This is a genomic window from Levilactobacillus spicheri DSM 15429 (genome assembly GCF_001435095.1).
GTDB classification, from domain to species: Bacteria; Bacillota; Bacilli; order Lactobacillales; family Lactobacillaceae; genus Levilactobacillus; species Levilactobacillus spicheri.
Genome location: NZ_AZFC01000002.1, coordinates 131,718 through 158,616, shown reverse-complemented (window position 1 = coordinate 158,616; position 26,899 = coordinate 131,718). Strand labels below are relative to the sequence as shown.

24 protein-coding genes, 1 tRNA gene and 1 riboswitch are annotated in these 26,899 nt (G+C 57.1%); of the genes, 14 read left to right on the top strand and 11 right to left on the bottom strand.

Annotation, left to right across the window (positions count from 1 at the left end; all coding sequences use genetic code 11):
* Positions 1-11: 11 nt before the first annotated feature.
* Positions 12-719, bottom strand: coding sequence for a hypothetical protein (locus FD37_RS01290; RefSeq protein ID WP_056962893.1), 708 nt, complete (start codon positions 717-719; stop codon positions 12-14).
* Between the two features lie 148 nt (positions 720-867).
* Positions 868-987: riboswitch (SMK box riboswitch) on the top strand.
* Between FD37_RS01290 and metK the strand changes: the two genes are divergently transcribed.
* The 3 genes from metK (at position 985) to FD37_RS01275 (ending at position 4,287) form a co-directional block, all read left to right on the top strand.
* Complete coding sequence (gene metK / locus FD37_RS01285; protein WP_045808052.1) at positions 985-2,178, top strand: methionine adenosyltransferase; 1,194 nt, start codon at positions 985-987, stop codon at positions 2,176-2,178. Its footprint overlaps the riboswitch before it by 3 nt.
* 238 nt (positions 2,179-2,416) lie before the next feature.
* On the top strand, positions 2,417-3,898 hold the full coding sequence (locus tag FD37_RS01280) for an MDR family MFS transporter (RefSeq protein WP_056962891.1): 1,482 nt from the start codon (positions 2,417-2,419) through the stop codon (positions 3,896-3,898).
* 65 nt (positions 3,899-3,963) lie between these two features.
* Entirely contained in the window at positions 3,964-4,287 is a 324-nt protein-coding gene (locus tag FD37_RS01275; RefSeq protein ID WP_045808054.1) for a DUF960 domain-containing protein, read from the top strand.
* 93 nt (positions 4,288-4,380) lie between these two features.
* Here the strand turns inward: FD37_RS01275 and FD37_RS01270 are convergent, their stop codons facing one another.
* Positions 4,381-5,022 (bottom strand): deoxynucleoside kinase, encoded by a 642-nt coding sequence (locus tag FD37_RS01270; protein WP_056962889.1) that lies wholly within the window; start codon positions 5,020-5,022, stop codon positions 4,381-4,383.
* 159 nt (positions 5,023-5,181) lie between these two features.
* Here FD37_RS01270 and FD37_RS01265 point away from each other — a divergent pair, with 159 nt between their 5' ends.
* Positions 5,182-5,952 carry a Cof-type HAD-IIB family hydrolase gene (locus FD37_RS01265; protein WP_056962887.1) on the top strand — a complete coding sequence of 257 codons (771 nt, stop codon included), beginning with the start codon at positions 5,182-5,184 and terminating at the stop codon, positions 5,950-5,952.
* 146 nt (positions 5,953-6,098) lie between these two features.
* Here FD37_RS01265 and pgmB read toward each other — a convergent pair whose 3' ends face one another.
* The 3 genes from pgmB to FD37_RS01245 all read right to left on the bottom strand — a co-directional run bounded on the left by pgmB (position 6,099) and on the right by FD37_RS01245 (position 11,082).
* Positions 6,099-6,770, bottom strand: a complete 672-nt coding sequence (gene pgmB, locus FD37_RS01260; protein ID WP_056962883.1) for a beta-phosphoglucomutase — start codon at positions 6,768-6,770, stop codon at positions 6,099-6,101.
* 22 nt (positions 6,771-6,792) lie between these two features.
* A complete protein-coding gene (locus tag FD37_RS01255) occupies positions 6,793-9,507 on the bottom strand; it encodes a glycoside hydrolase family 65 protein (protein ID WP_056962882.1) in 2,715 nt (904 codons plus the stop codon).
* Between the two features lie 615 nt (positions 9,508-10,122).
* A complete protein-coding gene (locus FD37_RS01245; protein WP_045808059.1) occupies positions 10,123-11,082 on the bottom strand; it encodes a 2-hydroxyacid dehydrogenase family protein in 960 nt (319 codons plus the stop codon).
* A 140-nt stretch (positions 11,083-11,222) separates the two neighbouring features.
* Here FD37_RS01245 and FD37_RS01240 point away from each other — a divergent pair, with 140 nt between their 5' ends.
* Together FD37_RS01240 and FD37_RS01235 are read left to right on the top strand one after the other, a co-directional pair.
* Positions 11,223-11,435, top strand: coding sequence for a hypothetical protein (locus tag FD37_RS01240; RefSeq protein WP_045808060.1), 213 nt, complete (start codon positions 11,223-11,225; stop codon positions 11,433-11,435).
* Between the two features lie 254 nt (positions 11,436-11,689).
* Positions 11,690-12,376, top strand: a complete 687-nt coding sequence (locus tag FD37_RS01235) for a CPBP family intramembrane glutamic endopeptidase (protein WP_045808061.1) — start codon at positions 11,690-11,692, stop codon at positions 12,374-12,376.
* A gap of 41 nt (positions 12,377-12,417) precedes the next feature.
* Here the strand turns inward: FD37_RS01235 and FD37_RS01230 are convergent, their stop codons facing one another.
* Positions 12,418-12,897: a MarR family winged helix-turn-helix transcriptional regulator gene (locus FD37_RS01230; RefSeq protein ID WP_045808062.1), complete on the bottom strand. Its 480-nt coding sequence runs from the start codon at positions 12,895-12,897 to the stop codon at positions 12,418-12,420.
* A gap of 722 nt (positions 12,898-13,619) precedes the next feature.
* Between FD37_RS01230 and FD37_RS01225 the strand changes: the two genes are divergently transcribed.
* From FD37_RS01225 to FD37_RS01215, 3 genes are all read left to right on the top strand, one after another.
* Positions 13,620-14,126, top strand: coding sequence for a VanZ family protein (locus tag FD37_RS01225; protein ID WP_045808063.1), 507 nt, complete (start codon positions 13,620-13,622; stop codon positions 14,124-14,126).
* Positions 14,127-14,183: 57 nt separating this feature from the next.
* Positions 14,184-14,477: a heavy metal-binding domain-containing protein gene (locus tag FD37_RS01220; protein WP_056962879.1), complete on the top strand. Its 294-nt coding sequence runs from the start codon at positions 14,184-14,186 to the stop codon at positions 14,475-14,477.
* A gap of 52 nt (positions 14,478-14,529) precedes the next feature.
* A tRNA-Leu gene (locus FD37_RS01215) sits at positions 14,530-14,613 on the top strand.
* A 156-nt stretch (positions 14,614-14,769) separates the two neighbouring features.
* Here FD37_RS01215 and FD37_RS01210 read toward each other — a convergent pair.
* Positions 14,770-16,101 (bottom strand): APC family permease, encoded by a 1,332-nt coding sequence (locus FD37_RS01210; protein WP_056962878.1) that lies wholly within the window; start codon positions 16,099-16,101, stop codon positions 14,770-14,772.
* Between the two features lie 266 nt (positions 16,102-16,367).
* On the opposite strand from FD37_RS01210, the gene FD37_RS01205 reads away from it, so the two are divergent.
* On the top strand, positions 16,368-18,893 hold the full coding sequence (locus FD37_RS01205) for an ATP-binding cassette domain-containing protein (RefSeq protein WP_056962876.1): 2,526 nt from the start codon (positions 16,368-16,370) through the stop codon (positions 18,891-18,893).
* Positions 18,894-18,947: 54 nt separating this feature from the next.
* Here the strand turns inward: FD37_RS01205 and FD37_RS01200 are convergent, their stop codons facing one another.
* Both FD37_RS01200 and FD37_RS01195 read right to left on the bottom strand, forming a co-directional pair.
* Positions 18,948-19,187, bottom strand: a complete 240-nt coding sequence (locus tag FD37_RS01200; RefSeq protein ID WP_056962874.1) for a hypothetical protein — start codon at positions 19,185-19,187, stop codon at positions 18,948-18,950.
* A gap of 74 nt (positions 19,188-19,261) precedes the next feature.
* Positions 19,262-20,668 carry a C69 family dipeptidase gene (locus FD37_RS01195; protein WP_056962872.1) on the bottom strand — a complete coding sequence of 469 codons (1,407 nt, stop codon included), beginning with the start codon at positions 20,666-20,668 and terminating at the stop codon, positions 19,262-19,264.
* Positions 20,669-20,869: 201 nt separating this feature from the next.
* Here FD37_RS01195 and FD37_RS01190 point away from each other — a divergent pair, with 201 nt between their 5' ends.
* The 4 genes from FD37_RS01190 to FD37_RS01175 all read left to right on the top strand — a co-directional run bounded on the left by FD37_RS01190 (position 20,870) and on the right by FD37_RS01175 (position 25,823).
* Positions 20,870-21,574 (top strand): Crp/Fnr family transcriptional regulator, encoded by a 705-nt coding sequence (locus FD37_RS01190; RefSeq protein ID WP_056962871.1) that lies wholly within the window; start codon positions 20,870-20,872, stop codon positions 21,572-21,574.
* Positions 21,575-21,723: 149 nt separating this feature from the next.
* On the top strand, positions 21,724-23,604 hold the full coding sequence (gene asnB, locus FD37_RS01185; RefSeq protein WP_045808070.1) for an asparagine synthase (glutamine-hydrolyzing): 1,881 nt from the start codon (positions 21,724-21,726) through the stop codon (positions 23,602-23,604).
* A 237-nt stretch (positions 23,605-23,841) separates the two neighbouring features.
* A complete protein-coding gene (locus FD37_RS01180; RefSeq protein WP_056962869.1) occupies positions 23,842-25,101 on the top strand; it encodes a carboxylate--amine ligase in 1,260 nt (419 codons plus the stop codon).
* A gap of 5 nt (positions 25,102-25,106) precedes the next feature.
* The gene (locus FD37_RS01175) at positions 25,107-25,823 is read left to right on the top strand and encodes an aspartate/glutamate racemase family protein (protein WP_045808072.1); all 717 of its coding nucleotides are present in this window, start codon (positions 25,107-25,109) and stop codon (positions 25,821-25,823) included.
* Between the two features lie 126 nt (positions 25,824-25,949).
* Here FD37_RS01175 and FD37_RS01170 read toward each other — a convergent pair whose 3' ends face one another.
* Together FD37_RS01170 and FD37_RS01165 are read right to left on the bottom strand one after the other, a co-directional pair.
* Positions 25,950-26,291: a DUF1516 family protein gene (locus FD37_RS01170; RefSeq protein ID WP_045808073.1), complete on the bottom strand. Its 342-nt coding sequence runs from the start codon at positions 26,289-26,291 to the stop codon at positions 25,950-25,952.
* Positions 26,292-26,355: 64 nt separating this feature from the next.
* Complete coding sequence (locus tag FD37_RS01165) at positions 26,356-26,889, bottom strand: dihydrofolate reductase family protein (protein WP_056962867.1); 534 nt, start codon at positions 26,887-26,889, stop codon at positions 26,356-26,358.
* Positions 26,890-26,899 lie beyond the last annotated feature (10 nt).

Here is a 26,899-nt window from a genome sequence, read left to right as displayed (position 1 = left end):
AAACTAATCGGCTAGCGCAGCAGCAGGTAGCCGACCAAGAGCTGAACCACCCCGGCGGTCACCAATCGGTAGGCCACCGTGACGTGGCGGTTGAGCTCCCAGTAGCCCCCGACCAGTAGAATGGCCACCCAGGTCTTCCAGGAAAACGGGAGCAGCAGGATGGCGAGGATCAGGATGCCGGAGGGAATCAGGGTCCAGCGCCAGTCCGGGGGCGTCGGCAGGTAGTAGGGGGCGAAAAAGGTCAGGTAGCTGGCCATGACGGGCACCAGCGTCGTCATGAACTGCAGCGCCAGGTAGTGGTTCCGCAAAAAGAACAGGATGACCGGGACGCCACACCCGGCCAGAAAGCTAAAGACCACCAGGCCATAGACGGATTGCAACCCTAGCTGCGGAATGCAGGCCAGGACCAAAAAGACACACAGCAAGACCGCAAATAGCTGTAACAGGTGGTCGTTGGGGGCCGCTAGCAGGCCCAAGGTGGCCGCCGCCACCACCAGGATGGGGCCGATGTGGGATTGAAAGTGGCGCCGCAGAATCAGAAAGTAGCCGGCGGCCAGAAGAATCCCGTACCCGCCGAGGGCCAGCTTGACGGACCAGTCCAGGGGCTGGCCCGTCGAAGCGGTCGAGCCGATGAGCCACCACAGCAGATTTTGACAAAAGGTAAAGAGAAACACTTGTTGCACGGTCCGGTTTTTAAAAAAGGCCGTTAAAGAGGTCATGGAATCGCTCCAGTCAACTTGAGATCGGTATTGGGTTATCCAATGCACGTTTAACCTTAATAATAGTAATTGTCGGCGGAGTGGTCAACGATTCTCGCAAGATAACCGGGAGTTTCTTTGTCAGTTTTCAAGATTTGTGTTAAGCTTTTTAAGTTATGAGTCAATTCCCGATAGGATTCACGCAGGCCGTGAAGCTGCCTTGTAACCGAACGGCGCCGAGATTATCGGTCAACTTGGCGCCCACCATATTTAGGGGGAATATCCATTGCAAGAAAGACATTTATTTACATCCGAATCCGTTTCTGAGGGCCACCCAGATAAGATTGCTGACCAGATCAGTGATGCCATTCTGGACGCCATGCTGGAACAGGATCCGGACTCCCGGGTCGCCTGTGAGACGTCGGTGACCACGGGATTGGTCCTGGTCTTTGGTGAAATCACGACCAAGGCCTACGTCGACATCCAAAAGGTTGTCCGGGAAACCATTAAGGAAATTGGCTACACGGACGCCAAGTTTGGGTTCGACGGCGACACCTGTGCCGTCTTAGTGGCCATTGACGAGCAGTCACCCGACATTGCCCAAGGGGTCGATGACTCCTTGGAACAACGGGAAGGCGACGGCGACCCACTCGATAAGATTGGGGCCGGTGACCAGGGACTGATGTTCGGCTACGCGGTCGACGAGACCCCCGAATACATGCCCCTGCCCATCACGTTGAGCCACGCGCTCATGCGGCGAATCGCCCGGTTGCGCAAGGATGGCACCATCAGCTACCTGCGGCCCGATGCAAAAGCTGAGGTCACCGTGGAATACGATGACCAGGACAAGCCGTTACGGGTGGACACCGTGGTCTTGAGTACCCAGCACGATCCCGACGTCACGTTGGACCAGATTCGGCAGGACGTCATCGACCAAGTGATCAAGGCCGTGATTCCAGCAGAGCTGTTGGATGACCAGACCAAGTACTTCATTAACCCGACCGGCCGGTTCGTCATCGGGGGTCCCCAAGGGGATGCCGGTTTGACGGGGCGGAAGATCATCGTGGATACTTACGGTGGGGCTGCTCGCCACGGTGGCGGGGCCTTCTCCGGGAAGGACGCGACCAAGGTCGACCGGTCTGCAAGCTACGCGGCACGGTACATCGCCAAGAACATCGTGGCGGCCAAGTTGGCGACCAAGTGTGAAGTCCAGATTGCCTACGCCATCGGGGTGGCGGAACCCGTTTCCGTTTCCATCGATACGTTTGGGACCGGGAAGGTGGCGGAGAGTCAGCTAGCCGCCGCGACCCGGAAAATCTTCGACTTACGGCCAGCCGGCATCATCAAGATGTTGGACCTGAAGCGGCCCATCTACAAGCAAACGGCGGCATACGGTCACTTTGGCCGGACCGACGTGGACTTGCCGTGGGAACACCTCGACAAGGTCGATGCGTTGAAGGCTGCACTGGCACAAGATTAAAGTATTTTCAGTTAACGGGCTCGGGGCGCTTGCTCCGGGTCCTTTTTTATTGAGCGTTGTGACCGCCATCTAATTAGGCAATAAACCGTTAGCGGGACCGAAAATTTTCCGGCTAGGACTTGAAATTTTGGCAGGCAGCCGGGATAATGGGTCTATTACAGTTTTAATAACTTGGGGAGCAGCGTAGGCTGCTCAAAAACGTTGTGTGGTTGGGCCGACGGTAGGAGGAAACAGAAACATGACAAAGCAACAAACAAACGTGCGGGTCGTCACGGGGGCCGTCTTCGTCGCGACCTTTATGTCGGCCATCGAGGGCACCATCGTCTCGACCGCCATGCCCACCATCGTTGGGGACCTGCACGGGGTGGCCCTGATGAACTGGGTCTTCTCCATCTTCTTACTGACCAACGCGTTGGCGACGCCCATTTACGGGAAACTCGCTGACACGGTGGGGCGGAAGTCGGTCTTTCTGGCCGGCCTGCTGATCTTCGTGGTCGGGTCGACCCTGTCCGGTCTGTCCAATAGCATGGGGACCCTGATCGCCTGGCGGGCGCTGCAGGGGATTGGGGCCGGCGCCATCATGCCGGTCTCCTTCACCATCCTGGCCGACATCTATCCGGTCGAACAGCGGGCCCGGGTCATGGGCTTAAACGGCTCGGCCTGGGGAATCGCGGCCGTGGTCGCTCCCTTACTGGGGGGCTTTATCGTCGACCAACTGAGCTGGCACTGGATCTTCTTCATTAACATCCCCATCGGCATCGTCACGATGGCGTTGATCTGGTTCTTTCTGAACGAGAATAGCGAGCGCAAGCACTTTACCATGGATTGGGGCGGCAGCCTCTGGTTGTCCGTGGGTCTGCTGGCGTTGATGCTGACCTTCCAGCTGCTGGGGGATGGCCAACTGGGCCTCGGCTGGGTCGTCGCCGGGCTGGTCGTGACGGTCCTGGCCTTCTGGGCGTTTATTCGTCAGGAACGCCGGTCCAGTGACCCGTTGATCCCGTTGGAACTCTTTAAGGACCGGACCTTCGTGGTGCAGAACCTGATCGCGGCCCTGGTCAGCGGGTTCATCATGGGCTTTGAAGTCTACCTGCCGACCTGGACGCAGGGACTGCTGGGCTTACAGGCCTCCCAGGCCGGGTTCGCCATCACGCCTAGCTCGTTGATGTGGATCGTGGGCTCCTTCATCGCCGGAAAACTGATGTTGCGGCGGTCACCATACCAGATTATCAATATCAGCCTGACGTTGATCCTGATCGGGGGTCTGACGATGGCGCTGCTTCCCGCAACGACGCCGTTTTGGTGCTTCTTCGTCATCGCGGCCATTTGCGGGACCGGCTTCGGGATCACCATCACCACCACGACCGTGACGGTGCAAAGCGCCGTGGCCGTCGATGAGGTGGGGGTCGCGACCTCCTTTAACACCTTATCCCGGACGTTGGGCCAGACCATCATGGTGTCATTGCTAGGAATCATCATGAACGTGGCCATGAGTCGCGGGGTCGCCAGCCATCACGGGACGTCCCTGGCGATGATGAACCAGTTGATCAACCCGCAGACCGCGAAGAACCTGTCGGCGGAGCTGCTACCGACGTTGCACGGCATCCTGTACAACGGCTTACACGCCATCTTCATCGCGAGTGCCTTGTTGATTGTGGTCTCGTATCTGGTCAACCGCTTCGACCGGCGGAGCACCCAGACGGTCACTGGAAATCAGGGATAATTTCTCCCGTTTTTAAAACAACTACGGTATAATGGAAACAATTAGACGCGAGTGGAGGCGAGAAAATGTTTGAAAGTGATCACGCACGGTACGCGAGCTACGGCACCGTGGCCGTTCTTCCCGGAGAAATGATCGATGCCGTTTGGGAGATTATCGACCACGACCTGCAGGGGCTGTTTCCGCTAGAGAACTTACTGACGTTTAAGCTCCACGACAATCAAGGCCAGACCACGTACGAGTACGTGCAGACCGACGATGACAAGGTCACGTTGCGCGCGGCGTTTGACACGCAATACGCCTATTCCGATAGCCTGCCGGAGACGGTCTTGGCTTACGACGACGGGGATAGTCAAATCATCCTGCTGCCGTCTGAGACGGCGGGCCGTTAATTGAGAAAGTTATGGGGGCCAGTTCCTGACCGGAACTGGCCTTTTTTTGCACAAAAAAACCGCTCTCGCGAGGAGAACGGTGATGGCGTTGCTTTAGGCGGTCGTCCGGATATCCTTCAACGCATCGTCGATTTGGCCCAAAACGATGTCGATGTTGCCGGGCGTCTCTAAGTCGTACTTTTGTAAGTCGATCTTGATCTTAGGACTTACATCGTAGTCGTCGTACCAGCCCTTGTAAGCCGTCCACATCTTCTTGTAGTAGGATTCCAGTTCCGGGTTGTTGTCGAATTGTTCGTAGTCCCGGCCACGCTTCTTGATCCGGTGAAGGATCGTGTCGAAGTCGGCGTCGGCGTAGACCAACAGGTCGGGTGCCTTTTTGGGCAGTTCGGTCAGTTCATTCATCATGTTGTCCAAGAGGTTTAAGTAGACCTCGAGTTCGGTATCCGTGATGTTGCCTTCCGCGTTGTTTTCCCGCGTGAAGAGGGCATCTTCATAGATGGAACGGTCCAAGACGTTGTTATCATCGGCCAACGCCTTCTTGATCATGCTAAACCGCTTGTTGAGAAAGTAAATCTGCAGCAAGAAGCCATATTGCTTTGGGTTCCGGTAGTAGAGTGGTAACACCGGGTTATCACCGACTGGTTCGAAAAATGCCTGTGTATTCAAGTGTGCCGCAATCTTGCCTGTAAGGGTCGTCTTACCGACCCCAATCATTCCTGCTGTAATAATCACCATGATAGCCCCTCTTTTATTAAAAATACAAGCTATAGTGTACCATAAAAAAGGGACCTACCACATCGTCTGGGCCGAAAATCTCCCGGCAATTTGGGGCCTTTGGCCATTGTTGTATAATGGAAGTGTTGGTAACACTGGATTAGGAGGCTAAAAGTTAGAATGAAAAAAGCAGTTGTTTTTTTTGATTTAGATGGGACGCTCTTCGATGACCAGAAACGGGTCTTACCCGCCAGCATCGCCGCCATTCACGAGATGCAAGCGCATGAGATCCTGCCCGTGATTGCGACCGGCCGCAATATCTTTGAGATTCAAGACGTGTTAGATGCCACGGGGATCGATGCGGTGGTCAGCGCGAACGGCAGCTACGTGCAGTATCAGGGGCAGCGGCTGTCCGCCGCGGTGATTGCGCCGGACCTGTTGACGCGGTTGACCGCCTTTGCCCGGGAACAGGGCGACCCGGTGGGGTACTTTAACAACCGGGGCTTTCGGTTGAGCCAAGCCACCCAGGACACCCGGGACAACTTTAAGTTGCTCCGGCTGCACGCCGTCGTTGATCCGGATTGGTACCGGACTCAGGACATCAACTTTTTGAACGTCTTTAACCGGGACAAGGAGGCCCGCTATAACCAGCAATTTGCCGGGCAGCTGAGCTTCGTTCGCAACAACCCCCGCGCGCTGGACACCATGGTGACCGGGGTGACCAAGCAGAGTGGGATTCAGACCTTCCTGCAGCGGGCCCACCTGACCGGCGTCAAAACCTACGCCTTCGGGGATGGCTTGAACGACCTGCAGATGTTCGACGAGGTCACCGTGCCCATCGCCATGGGCAACGGGGTGCCGCAGGCCAAGGCTCAGGCGGCCTACATCACGACCACCAACACCGCCGACGGCATCGTTCAGGGGTTGCGGCACTTCGGCTTGATTGCCTAGCGGATCAGCTCCGAGTCTAATCAAAAAAACTTTAAAGAACCAAAAAAGCCGGCAGGCAATCCTCAATTGAGAATTGTCTGCCGGTCTTTTATTAAGATGGCCGCATGCATATTGGTGAAATGAATGCCAACGGCAGCGAATCATAACTAGTCGAGGTGCTTGGCGATGTTGGCCAGGGTGACCGCAGACGTGTCGGCGAAGACCATGTCGGCGGCGCCTAATTCGGTGGCGTCCCCAATCCCCAGGGAGGTCTCACCGGCCCCGTTGATGGCTTGAACGCCGGCCGCGGCGTCTTCGAGGCCGATGCATTGAGCGGGATCTAAGTTCAGCAGTTCCGCACCCTTGGTGTAGATTTCAGGATCCGGCTTGCCGTGCTTCAGGCTAGCCGGGTCAACGATCTTCGGGAAGTAGTCGGTCAGTCCCAGCTTGCCTAAGACCCGTGGGGCGTTCTTGGAGGCGGAGGCCAGGGATAGTTGGTACCCCTTGGCCCGTAAATCGTCCAGGAAGGCCTTCATGCCGGGCAGGATGTTGGCGGGGGTCATCTTGTCGACCTCGGCTACATAGTTGGTGTTCTTTTGAGCGGCCAGCTCTTCCTTTTGGGCCTGGGTGTAGTCGTTTTCCTTGTGACCGGCCTTCAGAATCATTTCCAGGGAGTCCATCCGGCTAATGCCCTTGAGGCCGTCGCCCAGTTCCTTGGTCCAGGTCACGCCCAGTGAGTCGGCGAGTTGGTGCCAAGCCGTGCCGTGGAGAATCGAGGTATCGGTGATGACCCCGTCGAGATCGAATACAAAACCTTTAATATCAGCAAACTTTGTCATGCTTAAACACTCCTTATGGTAGTTAATAGGTTATTTTGACCGGTTGGTGCGCCTTGAGCGCGACCGGCTTGTCCAAAATTTGAAGGGTCGTGGCGTGGTCCGCCGTAACCTGAATCTGATGGTGCGTAAGGGTGAACGTGTACTGGATGCCCCGCACCGTCTGTTGGAAATGCAACGCCTGCCAGGCCTGTGGCAAGCGGGGCGTGACGGTGAGGGTCGGGGCCAAGACGTCGACCCCGCCGTAGACCCGCGTCGCCATCAGGGTCACGGCACCCATGACGCCCAGGTGAATCCCCTCGGCCGTGGTACCGCCCTGGATGTCGTAGTAGTCGGAGAACAGGGCCTGCGAGTAGAACCGCCAGGACTGATCCAGGTGACCGGCCAGGGCGGTCAACGCCGCGTAGACGATGCGCGACAGCGTCGACCCGTGGGTGGTCCGGTCCAGGTAGAACTGCAGGTTGCGGCTGAGGGCCTGGTCCGGTAGGTGATAGCCGAGATCGTGAATCAGGGTCATGACTTCGGGGATAGTTAGATTATAAAACGGCATCAGCGTATCCGCCTGCTTGGCGACTTGGTAAGCGTCAGGGGTCTTACCTTCAGCCTTCAAGATTCGGTCCATCCGCGAGATGTCGCCGTACTTCTTGTGGTAGGCCGTGAAGTCCAGGGTCGGCAACTTGAAGTAACCGTCGAACTGGCCGATGATCCCGTCGGCGTTGATGTCGAGCTTGAGGTGGTGCTGGACGGCGGTCATCCGCTTGAGCATCGCGGGGGTCACCGCCGTTTGGTGGTCGACGCGGGCCAAGACGTTGGCGGGCAGGTCTTGCCGAATCTGATGGATCTGGGCAAACAGCCAAGCCACCATCAGGTTGGTGTAGGCGTTGTTGCTGAGCCCGGGCTGATCGGCGTTCGGGTAGTTCTCGTGGAACTCGTCGGGACCCATGACGTGGTCGATGGTGGCATGACCATCGGCGTCATGGTGCGCCTTACTGAGCCAAAATTGGCCGATCTCCTGGAGCATCTCCAGGCCGTACCGTTCCATGAAGTCCTGGTCAGCGGTCAAACGCACGTACATGATGACGTTGTAGGCGATGGCGAGGGACACGTGGCGTTGCAACGATGAATAATCGGGGTCCCAGGTGTTGGTCAGGGGGTTCAGGTGCGTGACCTGTGACTGTTCGTCCCCCTTAGCCCCCGATTGCCACGGGTACATGGCCCCGGCGTACCCGGCCTGACGGGCATTTTCCTTGGCCGCCGGCAAACGGCGGTAACGGTACATCAGGAGTTGCCGGGCGAGTTGCGGGTCGTGCAGGGCAAAGACGGGCAGGTCGAACATCTCGTCCCAGAAGACGTGGCCCCGGTAGGCTTCCCCGTCGAGCCCCCGGGCGTTGATCGACGCATCGATTTTCCCCGAGGCGATGGCTTGTGTGGCGGTGAAGAGGTGGTACAGGTTGACCCGGGTCAGCTTTTGGGCCGTGATGTCCCCGGTGATCTGAATGTCGGCGTCGGCCCAGCGACGCTGCCAGTAGGCGGTGCTGCTGGCTAACGTGTCAGCGAAGCTGGCCCGTTGCAGGTCCGCGGTGGCGGTGGCCAGTAGCGGCGTATCGGTTTCCCGGTCGGTAAAGAGGACGCCATTTTTCTCGAAGGTCACGGGCTGCTGCGGTGTGACCGCAACGGTGCGCATCTGGCGAACCTGCTGTTGGGCCTGGGCATCGTTACCGGCTGGGACCCGCATGGCCTTCCCCGGGCCGGTCAGTCGTGATCCCAGGACGAAGTGGACCTGAGAAGTCTTGGTCTGGCCCTCTAAGTAGATGCAGTCGTCCCGTTGACTCAGGCCGGTCACCTGAACGTGGTGCTGGTCGAAGGCGGCGTAGCGGTCAACGTTGGCGTTGATCACCGTGCCGTCGATGGCCGAATAAATCTGCAGACTCCCCGCGAAGTTGAGCGGGGTGACCTGATACTGGATGGTGAAGCGGTGCCAGTCTTTGAAGTTCGCGAGCTTCTTGGTCGTGACCTGCAGGGCGTGGCCGGTGGGCAGCTGAACCAAGAGGGTCGTGGTCAACGTCCCGGTGTGCAGGTCCAGACTCCGGTAGATGTCCTGGATGTTGCTGGCCTTGATCTGAAACGGCGTCTGATGGTCCACCCCGAAGGTCAGGGCCTGCGCGTTGGGCAGGTTGACCAGGTCTTCGTTGGTGACGTCGCGACCGTTCAGGTTCGTGGTCAGTTGGTCATACAAGCCGGCGGTGTAGAGACCCGGATAGTTGTCCTGGTCGGCATGGGCTTCCGGGTAACTGCCCCGGAGTCCCAAGAAACCGTTGCCAACTGTGAGCATGGCCTCTTGTCCGTAATTCCGCTTGCCCCGGTATTGGCCGTAGTAGTCCAGGTGCCAGGTCAGGTAGTCGCGTTTAGCGGCCAGGGCCGCCGTCAGCCCCTGCTGATCGACCGCGGGTTGACTAACGACGGGGATGTTCAGCATGTTGGTGATGGCCAACCCAATATCGATGCGTTGATGGTTGATCCCCACCACCGTATCGGAGAAGGGGTAGCTGAGGGCGTTGTCCACGATGGCCGCGTCGACGTCCAGACCAACCAGTTTGACCCGCAGATTCTCGAGGTTCTCCCCGATGGTCTGATCCGCGTTGTAGGCGATGATGAATTGACGCTGCGGGGTGGTGTGCGCCGTGGGGGCGTAGCTAACGCGTAACGAATCGTCCAAAACATGAAGCGTGATAATTTTCAAAGAATGGCTTCCTTTCGTGAGATTTTGATGAATCCTTCATCTCTACCTTAGGCGCCCCGCTGAAAAATGACAATTAATTCCCCTTAATTTTAGCAAAAATCACAGCGCTGTCAATGCCTATTTGTCGGTATTGCAATCGGTTGCAATTTTAACGGATGTTTGCTACTGAAAATTATCAAATCGATGAGGGGGGTCTAAAAAAGATGGGCTAAAAGGCGGTTAGCCATGGTGAAAGCTAGGCAATTGTATAATGGCTCATACCATGGACTCAAGTGGGCCTCATCAGGCTGATACCTTATCAATTAAGAGTTGTCACATGTTGATATTTCCGATTTGAATCACCGAGAGGGACTATTTTGGATACACTCAATTTAGCCGTGAGGGCGGTCCTGAAGGGGCTCAGTGGTGTCGTTTGGGTTATTCGGGGTCCTTTCCCGGATTACCCAAAGGCCGAGCTTGAAGACCTGGCACTTTCAGGGCTTCAAGTCGTGCCCACCACGTTCCAGCCCCTTCAGGGCCAACCGGTAAGGCGGATAATTGCCGCAATCTAAACATAAGAAAAGCCCGAGACAACCGTCCCGGACTTCGGTAGCTACGTTAAGTTTTGAGAATTAGTTAGTTGACCACGTGCAGCGGTTCTTCACCCTGAGCCATCCGGACCGTGTTCTTGGCGACGATTTCGGCCATAGCGTCCCGGGCTTCCACGGTGGCGTTCCCCACGTGGGGCGTCAAGATGACGTTATCGAGTTGCTTGAACCCATCGTCAACGTTGGGTTCGGCCTCATAGACGTCCAGCGCTGCGCCGGCCAATTCGTGGTCGTGCAGGGCGGTCAGCAGGGCAGCCTCATCGATGACCGGCCCACGGGCGGCGTTGATCAGGCAGGCGGAATTCTTCATCTGCTTGAACTGCGGCGCGCCAATCAGGTGATGCGTCTCGGGTGTCAGGGGTGCGTGAATCGTGAGAATGTCACTTTGGGCCAGTAATTCGTCCAGGGTGACGAAGGTCGCGTTGAGTTGTCCCTCGGTAGCGGCGTCTAAGGGGTGCCGCTGGGTGTAGATGATGTGCATGTCAAAAGCGGCCATCCGCTTGGCGACGGCCTGGCCAATTTGGCCCATCCCGAGGATCCCGAGGGTCTTGCCGGCTAGTTCGTGCCCCAGGAAGAAGAGGGGTGCCCAACCGGCGAAGCCCTTGGTCCGCATGAGCTTATCGCCCTCGACGATGCGGTGGGCTAAGGAGATGATCAGTCCGGTCGTGACCTCGGCCGTGGAGACCGTGGAGACCTTCGGCGTATTGGTGACCGGGATGTCGTGCTTGCGGGCGTACGCCACGTCGATGTTGTTAAAGCCCGCCCCGTAGTTCGCAATCAGTTTTAACTGGGGATCGGCGTCGATCACGTCTTGATCCACCTGGGTGGACAAGGGGGTGATCAGGTAGTCCTTACCAACGATGCGTTTGAGCAACTCATCCTTGGTGATCAGGGCGTCACCGGTATAACTCTCGACGTCGAGGCCAGCTTGTTGAAGAATATCCATTGCCGCTTGGGGAATCGCGGCGGTTACGAGAACACTTGCCATAAATGTCACTCCTTCAAAAGATTTCGAATACCAATCACCTCTATTGTAATCGTTTTCAGAAAAGATTTCACCCTTAGCCGTGGGTTTTCTGGGGAGATATGGTAAGATTTGTAGCAAAGCCCTTGGAAGGAGCAAAAACGATGAAATTATTGGTCATCCTATTGACGATGGTGGTGCCGGCCCTGATCGTCGGCGGCACGCTTTGGGCCATCATTGGCTGGTCGCTGAGCGGCTGGCTGATGGCGGTGGTCGCCTTTGGGGGGCTCTTGGTGGGGACCCTGATGAGTTTTATCCTATACTGGTTCCTGTGGCGGCGACCGATGGTGGACGACGATGATGATTCAGAGCATTAAAAAAAGCCATTACGATAAATCGCAATGGCCAAAGAGTAAGGTTACAACATAATTGGGGGATTATGCTGTAAAAATTTCATCTACTTTGGGGGAGTAAAATGAAATCTGTCTGTTGAATGAGGACAGAATCCTCACGAATCAGCTTGAAAGTTGGTTCAAACTCATCCGCAACCTTATAGTAACGCAATAATATAAAAAAATCTATAATTAGGGAAAGATTTTCTAACGTTTTTTGATGAAGGGATCGATTAGGAATGGAACGTGGGATAAAGCCCGCGGCTAACCAAAATTGGCTGTGGGTCATTTTGTTGGTTATCTTGGCAAACCTGGTGCAGCTGCCCCTCTTGCAGCTGAGCCGGGGAAGTGTGGGCCACCGGGTCCTCTGGGGGGCCATTTACCTGGGGGGCTTCGCCGTGGCCGTGGCCATCGCCGCCTGGCGCTACCGCAGTCTGTGGCGGGAGGCCTTTCACTGGCAGCGCCTGACGCGGCGGGACTGGCGGTTGATGGTCGGCGGGTACCTGTTGATGCTGGTGGCCGAACAGGTGCTCAGCCTGCTCAACTACTACGTGTCGCACCAGACCAGTACCGCTAACAACCAGGCAATCAGTCGACTCTTGGGCCAGAGTCCCTGGACCATGGTACTGATGAGTCTGACGGCCATCTGTGCGTCGCCGTTTCTGGAGGAGTTCACCTTTCGGGGGCTCCTGATGGACGGCTGCTTCGGGCCCCAGGCCTTTTGGGTGCCAATCGTGGTCAGCGGCATCGCCTTTTCCCTGGTCCACGCCAGCACGACGCTGATCAGCGCCCTGATCTACGCGGTCATGGGGGGCGTCTTCGCCTACGTGTACCGCAAGACGGGCAAGATTCAAGCCACCATTATTCTCCACGCGTTCAATAACCTGATCGCGATGGGGATGATGTGGGTGACCCTGTTATCGTAAAAAAACTAGCCAACTCATCGCAAGATGGGCTTGGCTAGTTTTTAATTTTGAGCGTTCACTTTTTTCTCGATGGCCCGCTGTTCACTCACGTGGTCGAGTTGGCTCTTCACGGTGATCAGGTCGGTCATCAGCGTTTGGATTTCTTGGTCGGACATGCCCAACAGACTTTGGCATTGGCCGATTCGCTGGTAGACCTCGTCGCGCTTGGTGGTCGCCATGGCGGTCAGGTGAATCAGAACCTGCCGTTCATCGGTCCGACTGCGAACCCGGGTGACCCAGCCTTGCTTTTCGAGCCGCTTCAGAAGGGGCGTCAGGGTCCCACTATCCAGCTCTAAGCGGTCACCGAGCTGGTGGACGGTCAACGGGGCATCTTCCCACAGCGCCAGAAGGGCAATGTATTGTGGATAGGTTAAGCCAAAGGGTGCCAAGGCACTTTGGTAAAAATGATTGAACTTTTTGCTGGCAGAGTAAATTGAGAAACAGAGTTGTTCATCCAACAAAACTGGTGGAATTTCAGTCATGCCTGCAGCCTCCTTTAATTCGATTTCAATAGTATTGTATACAATTAAATTGTCATTAGCAAGCAAAAAAACCTGATCAGCGGGTCAAACGGGCCTGCACAAATCAAGCTAAGCGTAACAACATCTTAATTATATAGCAAGCCTATCGGTAAGTTCAATCATTATTTGTAAAATAACTGGTTAGCCTGCCGGACGGTCAAACGGAATAAGTACGGGGCTGACCGTGCTTTTTTCACAATGACGGGTGCTCGCAGCCGGAATAGCCGGGCGGTTTGTGCGGTGAATTGCTCAACTATCGACTGATTAATCCCCGTGATGATTATTTTTTCGGTTCCCGTGATGAGCAGCGCCTGCCAGCCCCGGTGGACGCGGGGATGAGCAAGCTTAGCCGTTTACTGCTGGAACGGCTTAATGGCCCCGGCCATTAATAAGCTGAGTCGTTAAACGACTATCTGAAGGGGCTTGCCGCCGAAGAGGCGTTAGAGAAACCATTAAGATGCTTGACCTTTATGTGTAAAAGCATACAATGTAGATGATGACGAGGTGGCTTTAGCCTCGTTGACGAGACGACCGCGGGATACGGTCAGTGATCGCAACAATCAAGGTGGCTAGAACAAGTGACGCGACCAGTGCGTGCGGGACCAGTGTGGGGGCTGGTCCCTTTTTGAGTTGCAAATTTGACGGGCACCGGTATACTGAAACCACATAAGAGGGGGAATTCGATGAGTCGTTGGGTACCATTTGGGTTGGTCAGTTGCCTGTGGCTGTGGTTGGTCGTGAAGAACTGGCGCCAGCAGCACTACCGGCGGAGCCTGTGGTGGCTGGGGTGTTGGGGCTTGAGTGCGCTCACCTGGACGCCCCTGGCCTTTTCGTTTGGGGGCAGTCACGTGGCGCGGATCACGACCAGCTGGTGGTCCGGCGGGGTGTGGGTCCTGACGCCGTTGGAGCCGGCCAGCATCGATGCGTCCTTCTGGTTGAACGTGGTGATGACCGTGCCCCAGGGGATGTTGCTGGCCCTGAATTGGCCCCGGTTGCGGTGGCCGCAGTGGCTGCTGGCGGGACTGGCAACGGGTCTGTCCTTGGAGGGCGGTCAGGCGATTGGCAACGCCCTGGTCAGCCTGGGCCGGTGGGTCGACATCAACGACGTGCTGACCAACTGGCTGGGCGTTTTCTTGGGCGCCATCTTGATGACGGTCCTGGCGAAGCATTGGCCGGTGAAAATCGATTGACAAGCATTTTCGAATCCGGCACTATAGAAGCAACAACCTTTGTTGGAGGGATGAACGATGTTTATGACAACCGGGGGCTTTAACCGGTCCCATTCGATTCAGGGGATTATCACGGCCACGGCGCACGACATGCTGACGTCGGAAAAGCCGGATGAATTTGAGCGTTTCGAGCCGTTGTTTTCTGATGTGAAGCAGCAATTGATGCAGCAGGCCCAGGAGCAGGGGGCGGATGGGTTGATCGAAGTCCGGTTTAATACCGAGGTCGTTCAGATAAATGTGGCCCCGAAATTCCTGGTAGTTCACGGTTACGGCACGGCCATTAAATTTTTATCGCAAAAAAATTCAAATTAGGGGTTCCCTTTTTCGGCTGGATAGTGTAAGATATTATTTGTTGTTAAGAAACGCCCCGGTGGCGGAACTGGCAGACGCGCAGCGTTCAGGTCGCTGTTTGGGTAACCAAGTACAGGTTCGAATCCTGCCCGGGGCATCAGTTAACAATTCGGAAGCATCACGTTGAGCAATCAGCGTGATGCTTTTTTATGCACTTTTTTGGATGATTTTTCATTTAGGGGCATCGCTTAGCGAACGGCCGTCATCCCAGCAAAAAACGCCGCGACCCGCTGAAGGGTGCGACGTTGACAAGTTAGTTGGCGGCGTGCCGCCGTTTTTTGTACAGGTACACGGGAATCCCCAGGGCCACGATCACCAGCGATAATAGGACGCCGCTGATGTCGGAGCCAATCTCACTGACGATGACGAACAGGGCCCCCAGAATGGCGATCAGGGGGGTCACCGGGAAGCCCGGCGTGGAGAACGGCCGGACTTCCCCCGCGTGGCGCTTCCGCAGGAGGAAGACGCCGACGAAGGTCGCCACGTAGAAGCAGTAGACCGTGAAGATGCAGAGGTCCGACAGGCGGTCCGGGTTAAAGAACAGGATCATGATGCTGGCGTAGACGATGATGGCCGACGTCGCTACCATGGGCTCGTGGGACTTGTGGTGCAGGTAGCTGAGCGCCTTGGAGAAGGGCAGCTGATCCTGGTCCGCCATGGCGTAGACGATGCGGGGGAAGGTCATGATCTTCCCATTTAGGCAGCCGACCATGGAGACGATGATCCCGATGTTTAACAAACGGCCCCCGATGGTCCCGAAGGCCGAGTTGGCGAAGTAGACCGTGGTCTGTTGACCCAACGCGTGGATCTTTTCGGCCGGGATGAAGTGTAAAATTCCGTAGCTGACCAGGGTGTAGGCAATCAGGACCAGCGAGATGCCCAGGATGATGGCTTGGGGGAGCAGCTTTTGCGGATTCTTGATCTCACCGCCCAGGTTGGCCACTAGGATCCAGCCGTCGTAGGCGAACAGGGTGGCCAGGACGGCGACCCCGAAGTTGCCCGTAGTGTGGCTGACGGTCTGCAGGCTTTGGCCGAAGGCGTCCTGGTTCCCGTAGAACAGGCCAAAGATGATGATGGCCGCGATCGGCAGGAGTTTTCCCAGGGTCGTCACGATTTGAAAAATGGCGCCGTAGCGGTTCTCAAACATGTTGAGCGCGCCAATCAAGACGATGACCAGGATGGCGAGGGGCGCCTGCCACCCACTGTCGAGGTGGAAGAAGCCGACCAGCAGGATGCCCAGGTAGGCCGCAATCGAGGCAATGATGGCCGGGCCGTACACGGCGATTTGCATCCAACCGGAGAGAAAGCCCCAGAACTTACCGTAGATTTCCTCCATATAAACGTAGAGGCCACCGGTGTGGGGCATCTGGGCGCCGACTTCGGCGATGGTCAGGCCGGCCGTCAGGGTAATTAATCCCCCGAGTAGCCAGGCCAGAAGGGCACCGCCGGTCGAGCCGGCGCTGTCTAAGACGGACGATTGTTTGAAGAAGATTCCCGAACCGATGACGGTCCCCACGACCAGGGCGAGGGCCGACCAGAACCCCAGGGAACGGTTCAGGGTGGTGGTTGCTTGATTTTCGGGCATATCTGATAACCTCACTTTCAGTACCCGCAAACGCGCGGGCGGGTTGCTAAAGAACGAACAAATCCACTGATTAGAACCAGCCCGTTCGATAATGTTAGGAACTAGTATACCAAGTCGCGGAGAAGGCGTAAATCGTTTCTTGCGGGAAATCGCGGTCACCATGCCGGGAAAGCACGAGCTGAAAATGATTCATGGTGTCATGTCTTGCGTTCATAGCTGGTTCGCGTGAGAATTAAGGGGTGAATCAGCGGAAAGGGGATCTAACAATGTCACAACCACAGCCGCAGCTCCCACGATTTATCAAGGTGCGGGGCGCGCGGGTCAATAATTTAAAGAATCTCGACGTCGACATTCCGTTACACCGCTACGTCGCCATCACGGGACGCAGCGGGTCGGGAAAGTCGTCGTTGGCCATGGGCGTGCTTTACGCTGAGGGGGCCCGGCGCTACCTCAACGCGCTGTCGACCTTTACCCGACGGCGAATCAACCAGGTCGGCAAGGCGGCGGTCGATTCCGTCGACTACCTGCCCTCGGCACTGGCCTTAAAGCAACGGCCGTCGGTGCCCGGCGTCCGGTCGACGGTGGGGACCATGTCCGAAAGCCTCAACATCTTGCGGCTGGTCTTCTCCCGGTTAGGCGCCCCGGTCTGTCCCAACGGGCACCGGTTGGCCCCGACCCTGGACATCGCAAGCAACATGGGGCGGGTGACCTGCCCGACCTGTGGCGTGACCTTCACGGCACCCGGGGCGGAGGACTTCGCCTTTAACGCCGGTGGGGCCTGCCCAACCTGTGGCGGCCTGGGAGAGGTCCGACAGTTGGACGCCAGTCTATTGATCGCCGACGAGACCCAGACGTTGCGCGAGGGGGCTGTGGCCTCCTGGCACCTTCCTGGACGGAACTTCATGCCCATCGTGGCGGATGGCATCGGCATCCCCATCGACGTGCCCTACAAAGACCTCAGCCCGGAAATGAAGGAGCAGGTCCTGCACGGCAAGAAGCGGCACGTGGCCATCAACATCCCCAGCAGCAAGGGGAAGATCTTCCACATGGACAACGCGGTCTACGAGAACGCTTTTGCGGCGGTCGAGGACAGCATGGCCACGACGAAAAACGAGCGGACCCTGGCAAAACTGAACAAGTTCTACACGTTCTCGACCTGTCCGACCTGTCACGGGACCCGGCTGAAGCCGGCCCTCCTCCAACAAACGATCAATGGTCAAAACATTGCCGAGCTTTGCGAGTTGCCGCTCACCGACCTGCGGGCCTTCGCCGACACCATCGTGGCCGGCTTACCGGCCGAGATGCACGAGATGGGGACCAACCTGGTCGGGGAGTTGCAGGAGAGCCTGCAACCGATGTTCGACCTGGGGCTCGACTACCTGACGTTGAGCCGGCCCGGCGCGACGCTGTCGACCGGGGAACTCCAACGGATTCAGCTGGGACGGACGCTGCGGAGCGCGACGACCGGCGTCCTGTACGTCCTCGATGAACCCTCGGTCGGCCTGCATCCGGCCAACGTGACCGGATTGATCAAGACCTTCCGTGCACTGGTGCGCCAGGGCAATTCGGTGGTCGTGGTCGACCACGACCCGCGGATCATCGCCGCGGCCGACGACGTCTTAGAGATTGGTCCGGGCGCCGGGAAGAATGGCGGCACGGTGGTTGATCACGGACCGGTCGACGCGATTGCCCAGAGTCCCCGGTCGCTGATCGCCCCGTTTCTGAACGGGACCGCGACCTTACGGGAACGGCCACGGGTGCCCGACGACCAGCTATTTGACCACGGGACCCTGCAGCTGGCGGTCCACCACCGCTTCAACATCGACGACGTGCACGTCAAGCTGCCGAAGAATCGGTTGACCACGGTCACCGGGATGAGCGGTGCCGGCAAGACCACCTTGATTCTCGACAGCCTGATCCCGGCCATTGAGGCCGACGTGGCGCACCGGCCGTTGCCGGCCCACGTCAAGCAGCTGGACCGGCAGAAGATCCGGCACGTGGTCACGGTCGACTCGGTACCCGTGGGCAAGAACGTTCGCTCGACGGTCGCCACCTACACCGACATCCTGAACCACCTGCGCAAGCTCTTCGCCGCCACGCCGTTGGCCCAGGAAAAGGGCTACACGACCAGTCGCTTCTCCTATAACGTGACGGCCGGGGCCTGCCCGGTCTGCGGCGGGACGGGGCAGATCTCGCTGGACGTGCAGTATCTGCCCGACATCACCGAGGAGTGTCCGCAGTGTCACGGCCAGCGGTATAACCGCGAGACGTTAGCCGTGAAGTGGCACGGGTACAGCATCGCTGACGTTCTGGCTTTATCCGTGGACGAGGCGCTACCGGTCTTTCAGGACCAAGCCGCCATCGAGCGCATCTTACGCACGCTGCACGACATGGGGCTGGGGTACCTGCTGTTGGGCGAGAGCACGCCGGCCTTATCCGGTGGGGAGGCTCAGCGATTGAAGCTGGTCTCGCGGCTGGGTAAGCGGCAAACCGGCACACTGTTTGTCTTCGATGAACCGACCGTGGGCTTGCACCCGCTGGACATCCAGCAACTGATCAAGGTTTTTGACCAATTGCTCCAGCAGGGGGCCACGGTGCTGGCCATCGAGCACGACATGGAGCTGGTGGCCAACGCCGACTACGTGCTCGACATGGGGCCCGGGGGTGGCCGCAACGGGGGCCAACTGGTCGCCAGCGGCACCCCGCAGGCCGTCAGTGAGAACCCCGCCAGCATCACCGGTCATTACCTGAAGCAGGAGATGACCCATTTTCAGGCCAAGCAGTCAGACTAAAAAAACCATTAAAAAATGCGTTCCACCCAGGCGGTGGGACGCATTTGCTTTCTCTTATAACTTTTTCGAAACCGTGTAAGGCTTCGCGGGCTTGAACTTGGACTGGCCGTTATCAAGCTGTTGCTCCGCTAAGAAGATATCGAAGGAAGGCTCCCCTTTATCACTCTTGACGACCAACACGTGACCGGAATCCGTATGACGTTCTTGGTAGATCTGCGCCGTCTGAACGGCCTCGTGATAATCGTGGAAGTTACCAATTGAATCGCCAGGATTAAATAATACAACTTCATCCATCACAATCATTCCTTTCGGGGCTAGCTGCTTGGTCCCATTATACCGCATTTTCAACTTTCTGAAAACGGTCTCACCTACAAATTGGCATCCATCTTGAACGACAGGGCCGACAGCTCGGCGTTGGCCTGGACCAGCTTGCCGATCTGGGCCTGGGTGCTGTCCGTGAAGGCCTGGGCGGTGGCGGCGTTGAAGGTCCCCAGTTCCTGAGCGGTCGGGTGGTCCAGTGCATCGCCGGTCGCGACGCGCTGAAAGGCCTGACTCTGGGTGGCCTTCAAAAAGTCGTCGATGAGCCCGCGGTTTGCGTGGTAGTGATCCTCGCTGAGGACCTCCAGCAATTTGGCTTGCCAGTACGGGTTCGTCGCGCTGTAGCTGGCGTTGTCCTCGGCATAGCTGGCGGCTAGTTGGTCGCCGGCCGCGTAGAACGGCACGTAGGGGTTAAAGGCGGGGTTGCCGAAGGCTTGCCAGATGACACCAGCCCGGGTGACGTCGACGTTGCGCCGGAATTGTAAGATGTGGCTGTTCTCGGTGCGCGCCAAGCCAATGGCCCGGAACTTGTGCTGGTCGGCGGAATCGCCGCTGCCAATCGGGTCAAAGGGGGTCTCCTGGTAGTGGGAGCCTAACACGGCGGCCACGTCATCGAGACCGATCTTGTGTTCCGCGTGCCGGATGAACGGCAGTTCCATGCTGGTCGGTTCTTCGAAGGCGCTTGGTGTCAGGAGCTTGTGGCCGTACCAGACCCGCGGGGTATTGTAGTGGGCGTCTTGAATCGAGTGGGTCCCGAAGATGTGGCGGGAATTGAAACGGCCGCCGTCCGGATTCAACCGGTGGGCCTGGACGAACTGGCGAATATCGGGTGAGGTCAAGAAGTCGGGACTGTCGAAGTCGACGTCCTCGATGGCTAGTTGGTTGGCCACGACCGCGTAAGCGTCGTCGGGGATGCGCTGGGCGACCCAGTGGTGACCACTGACGATTTCCATGTACCACACCTCATCGGGATCGCTGAAGAGCACCCCGTTACTTTCGGCGGCACCGGCTGTGCTGACCAGCTGGCCCAGGCGTTTGATGCCGGCTTGGGCCGAGTCCACGTAAGGCAAGACCACCGTTAACATGGCGTCTTCGGCGATGCCGTTGGCGACCAGGGGATCGACCCCGAGGACCCGGCTGTTAGTGTACGCGCTTTCAGTTGCGCTCATGGCAACGCGATGGGCGTTGATCCCGCTCTCGCCGTAATCCCCAGCGCTGGGGTCGTTGTCGGGCACCGCGGAGTACTGAACGGCGTGTTCCGGCAATGGGGTCGTGAACTGGTTTCCCTTGGAGACGAAGGGGTTCTCGCGGACCTCATCGGCGGGGTGCATCACGGCTTTTTTCGGCCAGATGGCGACCCCGTTATCCTCGTTACGGGCGATCAGCGTGCTGCCGTCGAGGGTGGCGAGCTTTCCGGCCAGAAACGACGTGCAGGCTTGATGTGGTTGATGATTCATGAAATCTCCTCCTAACACACAATAAATTCGAAAACCACCTTAAATATACCATAGTTGTGCGGTCGATTGGCGATTCCGGGGTGAATGGCCCCGGCGGCGTTACCGGCCGTCACCGAACGATCCGGGGACGCCGTAAGCGTCTTTTACCAACCCGACCGGATAATTTGCTAAAATGAATCTATATGGAAAGAAGGGGTCAACATGGGAGAACCAGTTGCGGCGCACCACCATTCCCTGGCGCGGGAATTGGAATGTGTGTCTCAAGTGCCGATTTTTCAAGAATTAGCGACGGATCAACGCACGTCGATCGCCAAGGTCACCCGGCCGATTCACGCCGAAAAGGGCGGCCTCATTTACCGTCCCGAAGAGGTCTCGCAGACCCTGTACATCGTGAATACGGGCCAGGTCCGGTTGTACCATCTGGGGGATGACGGCAGGGAACGGGTCTTGCGGGTCCTGAATCCGGGGGACTTCATTGGCGAGATCGCCCTGTTCACCGACGAAATCCACCAGGACTACGCGGAGGCGACCAAGACCACCGAGCTGTGTACCATTTCCCGGACGGCGCTGACGGCACTGCTGGACCGCCTGCCACCGTTGGCCCTGTCGCTGCTCAGCGCCCTCGCCGTGCGGTTACGGACGGCCGAGCGCCAGGCGACGCTGCTGGCGATTCCGGACGCCCTGCCGCGGCTGGCGGGGTACCTGCTGACGCTGACCGACCAGCGGGTGGGGACCTACACCTTGCCGATGAGCAAGCAGGACCTGGCCGCGTACCTGGGGATGACCCCGGAATCGTTGAGTCGCAAGCTGAAGCAGCTGGCGACGCAGGGCATCATCGAGACGGTCGGGCGCCGACAGATCAAGCTACTGGACGTCGCGGCCCTGCAAGCGGTCGCCCCCCAGTGACCCATTTTTAGCTATCGGGTTAAGAATCCTTAATAATATGGTATTCCCAAAATAAATTTGCTAAAATGATGGGTGTTGTGTTTTGTGGTTTTTCAGCTGATAATAATGAAACGACCAAAGAGAGAATAAAATTCAAAGGGGATACGCACATGTGTGGATTCGTTGGTTATGTGAACCAAAAGGATGTTCCCGCTCATACCATCAACGATATGGCGGATCGCATCAAGCACCGGGGGCCCGATGACGAGGCTTACTTTAGCGATGACCAAGCCGTCATGGGTTTCCGTCGGTTATCCATCATTGACCTGGCTCACGGGAAGCAACCGATGTACAACCGGGACCAGACGAAGGTCTTGACCTTTAATGGTGAAATCTATAACTACCAAGAAATTCGGGCCGACTTACAGAAGTTAGGGTACGAATTCAAGACGGACGTGGACTCCGAAGTCCTGATTCACGGGTACGATGCTTGGGGCCCCAAGCTGTTAGACCGGTTACGGGGGATGTACGCCTTCGTGATCTATGACAAGGTCAAGAACGAGGTCTTTGGTGCCCGGGACCACTTCGGCATCAAACCGTTGTACTACTACGACGACGGCGACACGTTCCTGTGGGGCTCTGAAATCAAGGCCTTCTTGGAACACCCGAACTTTAAAAAGGAATTCAACGAAGAACTCTTACCGATTCACCTGAGTTTTGAATTTATCCCGTCACGGGACACCATGTTTAAGCACGTCTACAAGGTCTTACCAGGGCAGTACTTCCTGCACCGCAACGGCAAGACCGAGACGCACCGGTACTTCAAGTTCAACTACGACCATATCGACAACAGCCAAACGGTCGAAGAGGATGCCCAGAAGATCCGCGGCATCGTCGACGAATCCGTCAAGGCCCACATGATTGCCGACGTGGAAGTTGGGAGTTTCTTGTCCAGTGGGATCGATTCTTCCTACGTGTTGAACGAGGCCTCGAAGTTGAAGCCAATCCAATCCTTCTCCTTAGGGTTCAAGAATTCCAAGTACAGTGAATTGAGTTGGTCCACGGAATTCGCCAAGGAGATCAAGCAAAAGAACACGCCGCTCTACATGACCGGGGACGATTATTTCGATATTCTGCCAACCATCATGTACTACATGGACGAACCGCTCTCCAACCCTTCGGCGATGCAACTGTACTACCTGTCCAAGGGGACGCGCCAGAGCGTGAAGGTGGCCTTGTCCGGTGAAGGGGCCGACGAATTCTTCGGGGGCTACAACACCTACCTGGAAGCCATTCCGTTCGAGCGCTACCAGAAGTACGTGCCAAAGCCGATTCGGAAGGGCCTGGGCGCCATCGCCGAACACCTGCCACGGTTCCACGGTCGGCGGTTCTTGGTCCGGGGCGCTGAGCCATTAAGCGAGCGTTACTACCGGGTCAACTACGTCTTTGACTACTACGACCGAAACAAGATCCTGAAGCACCCTGAATTGAACCAGGATGCGGGGGCGTACACCCAACACCTCTTCGATGACGTGAAGGGCTTGGATGAGATGACGCAGATGCAGTACTTCGATATCAACACCTGGTTACCGTACGATATCCTCCACAAGGCTGACCGCATGAGTATGGCCAACTCGCTGGAAGTTCGGACACCGCTGGTCGATAAGGAAGTCGCTAAGTTTGCGGCCACCATGCCGGTCAAGACGCGGATCCACGCCGACGAGACCAAGGTCTCCCTGCGGACCGCGGCCGAAGCCGAACTGCCAGAACGGGTCGCGAAGAAGGAAAAGATGGGCTTCCCATCCCCAATCGCGACCTGGATTAAGGAAGAGCCTTACAAGTCCCGGATCATTGAAGCCTTCAATTCCGACGTGGCTAAGAAGTTCTTCAACACCGACGCCTTGATGGAAATCTTACACGAACACATCAACGGTAAGTCCAGCATGCAAAAGATCTTTACCATTTACACCTTCATCCTCTGGTACGAAGTCTACTTCCCAGAAGATACGACGGCGAAGACGGTGGACCTGGTGCACCGGACGCAAATTTAACCAGCCTCTCGGCGAAAAGTTTTTCGTCGGCGAGTACCGTCAAGGTTGTTAGTGGATTCGTTCGCTAACAACCTTGATTTGTTTCTTAGGAAAAAGTGTTTTTTGAGCAGAACTATCGATTCTCTTAAAGAGTTGTGGTAGTTTCAAAGAAGAAGCACCAATGAGTGTGACATTAATCGATTAACCAGGGGTGACATAGCAGCCACTCAAGTAGTTGTGAAGGGACTTTATTTAGTTATGGAAACCAAGAACGGCGTCAAATTTACCCCAGTCTTATTGGGGAGCGACTTTAACGTTTACGGGATGGCCCGGTCGTTTTATGACCTGTACCACGAACCCGTGCAGGCCTTTGCCAGCATTCAATTGGCACCGACCCGCTACACCAAGGTGGTCAACCTGGAATTGATTCCGGGCTTTGACGAAGACCCCGTCTGGATCGAGACCATGCGGAAACTCAAGGAACGTTACGCGGACCATCCCGAACCCGTCATCCTGATCGGGTGTGGGGATGGCTACGCCGAACTGATCAGTAAGCATAAGGCGGAACTCGAGGACGTCTTCATCTGCCCGTACATCGATTACGACAAATTACGGCAACTGAACAACAAGGAAAACTTCTACAAGGTCTGCGATCAGTACGGCTTACCGTACCCGCACACCCGGATCATCACCAAGGAAGAGGCCACCAGCGGCGAGCCGATTCAGCAGCCGTTCGGCTACCCGGTCGCGCTAAAGCCGGCCAACAGTGTCGAATGGTTGGACGTGCACTTCGAGGGCCGCAAGAAGGCCTTTCGAATCCAGTCGGAGGCGGAGTTCACGGACATCGTGGCCAAAATTTACGCGAACGGCTACCAGTCTGACCTGATCCTGCAGGACTTTATCCCCGGCGACGACAGCAACATGCGGGTGTTGAACGCCTACGTCGACCAGGACCACCACGTCAAGATGATGTGTCTGGGTCACCCGCTGCTGGAGGACTGTGCGCCGTCCGCCATCGGGAACTACGTCGCGATTATACCCGAGTACAACGAGACCATCTACCGCGACATCCAAAAGTTCCTGGAAGCAATCGACTTTACCGGCTACGCTAACTTCGACATGAAGTACGATTCGCGGGACCAGTCCTTCAAGCTGTTTGAAATCAACTTGCGGCAGGGGCGGAGCAGCTTCTTCGTCACCCTGAACGGCTATAACCTGGCCGACTGGGTGGTCAAGGATTACGTCAAGCACACCTTGGCCGATGCGCCGACGGTCTACGGCAACCAGGATGCCAGCCAGCACGCGCTGTGGTTAGGCGTACCGGTGAAGGTCTTTAAGCAGTACACCCGGGAAAACGCCGACAAGGACCGCGCGCTGAAGCTGATTGCGGCGGGCAAGTACGGCACGACCTACCGCTTCGATCAGGACATGAACCTGAAGCGCTGGGCGTTGATCAAGTGGATGGAACACAATTACACGGTTAACTTCAAGAAATACTTTGCGGAAAATAAGGGGTAAGGACGATGCAAAAATTCTTTACGATTATTGGCGGCATGGGAACGATGGCCACCGAGAGTTATCTTCACCAGTTGAACCTGCGGACACCCGCACACGCTGATCAAGAGTATTTGAATTACATCTTAGTCAACCACGCCACGGTGCCGGACCGCACGACCTACATTTTGGACCATTCGCAGGTCAGCCCGTTACCCAGTCTGCTGGAGGACATCCGGCAACAGAGCCAGTTGCATCCGGCCTTCTTCACCTTGCCGTGCAACACGGCCCACTACTTCTACGACGACCTGCAGGCGGCGGCCGGGGACATTCCCATCCTGCACATGCCACGCGAGACGGTGCAGGAGATCCAACGCAAGTTCCCGCAGGCCCAGCGAATCGGGATTACCGGGACGCGGGGGACCATCGCCGACAAGATTTACGAGCACGAGCTGGAGCGGGTGGGGTTGACCCCCGTACTGCCCACGTCAGCCATTGAGGATGCGACCATGGAGCTGATCTATGACGACATCAAGGAACGGGACGTGGTGGACGCCCAGCTGTTCCACCGCATCGTGCGGGAGATGGTCGAGCAGCAACACGCCGACGTGGTCATTCTCGGCTGCACGGAGTTGTCGCTGGCCCAGGAACGGGAACCCGAGACGACGTTCCCCATCGTGGACGGCCAGTCCGTGCTGGTGGACCGGACACTGGAACGCGCGCTGAAGTTGCGGCAAGCGGACTAGGGACGTGAGGTGGAGACTGACGACTCTTGAGGAGCTGTGAGCCTCCGCCAACGCTGACGCATCTCAGTTTTTAAAAAAACATCAAAAAATAACCGCCCAACACGTGACTGTGCTGAGCGGTTATTTTTACTTGAAAGCTAGTGTTAATCCCAAGCCGACCGTGATCAGGCCGACGATGCCCATGATCCAGTAGATCAGGTGGGGTTGATCGCGTTCCATTTTACGGCCAAAGCTGATTTCAATCAGGGCGATGGTCGTGATCCCCAAGGCAAATTTCAGGCTGATCAGGAGGGGACTGTGGCCGAACGTGCGAATGCTCAGCACCACCCCGCTGATGATCATCACCAGATAAGCGCATCTGGCTAGCAGCAGAAATTGGGTCACGCGTTTTTCTGCGTGCCGGGTTAAGCCCATTAAAACGGCCAGGGTCAGAACGACCCAGGTCCAAAAGTGCAGTGCTAACCACATAATATCGCTTCCTTCCCCCATCTTTTCCCTCTAAGCCTACCATAGTTTACGGGGGTGTGCCGAGTTAATTTGTCCGTTGATAAACCAACTCGGCTAACGGTCCCAGGCGGTGAACCGTGACCAGCTCAAACGCTTGGGGGGTCGTGAGGTCGCCGAAGAGGCGTTTGCCCCGCCCTAAAAGAATTGGAGCAATTTGTAAGTAGAGATCATCAACTAACCCGGCGGCCAAGAGGGGCGTCAGAATCGCTGCGCCACCCACCACCCAGAGGTTCCCGGGGGTCTGGGCGGCTAACCGCCGAACTAACGGGACCGGTGGCTGGGCGGTGAAGGTCACGGACGGCGTGGTCGGCCGGGGATGGTGGGTGAAGACGACGCTGGTCATGGTGGGATTGGCGGGGTTCAGCGGGGCGCCGGGGGCCAGACGCTGAATCGTGTCGTAGGTGGCGCGGCCCATGACGGCGGCGGTCATTTGACGCAAGACGGCCTCGCCGGGGGCCGCGGGTACGTCGGGGAGTTGGGTAAGCCAGTCGAGATCGTCGTCCGGGGTAGCGAGGTAGCCGTCGAGCGACGTTGCGCCATAAAATTGGATGCGGGTCATATGAAGAACC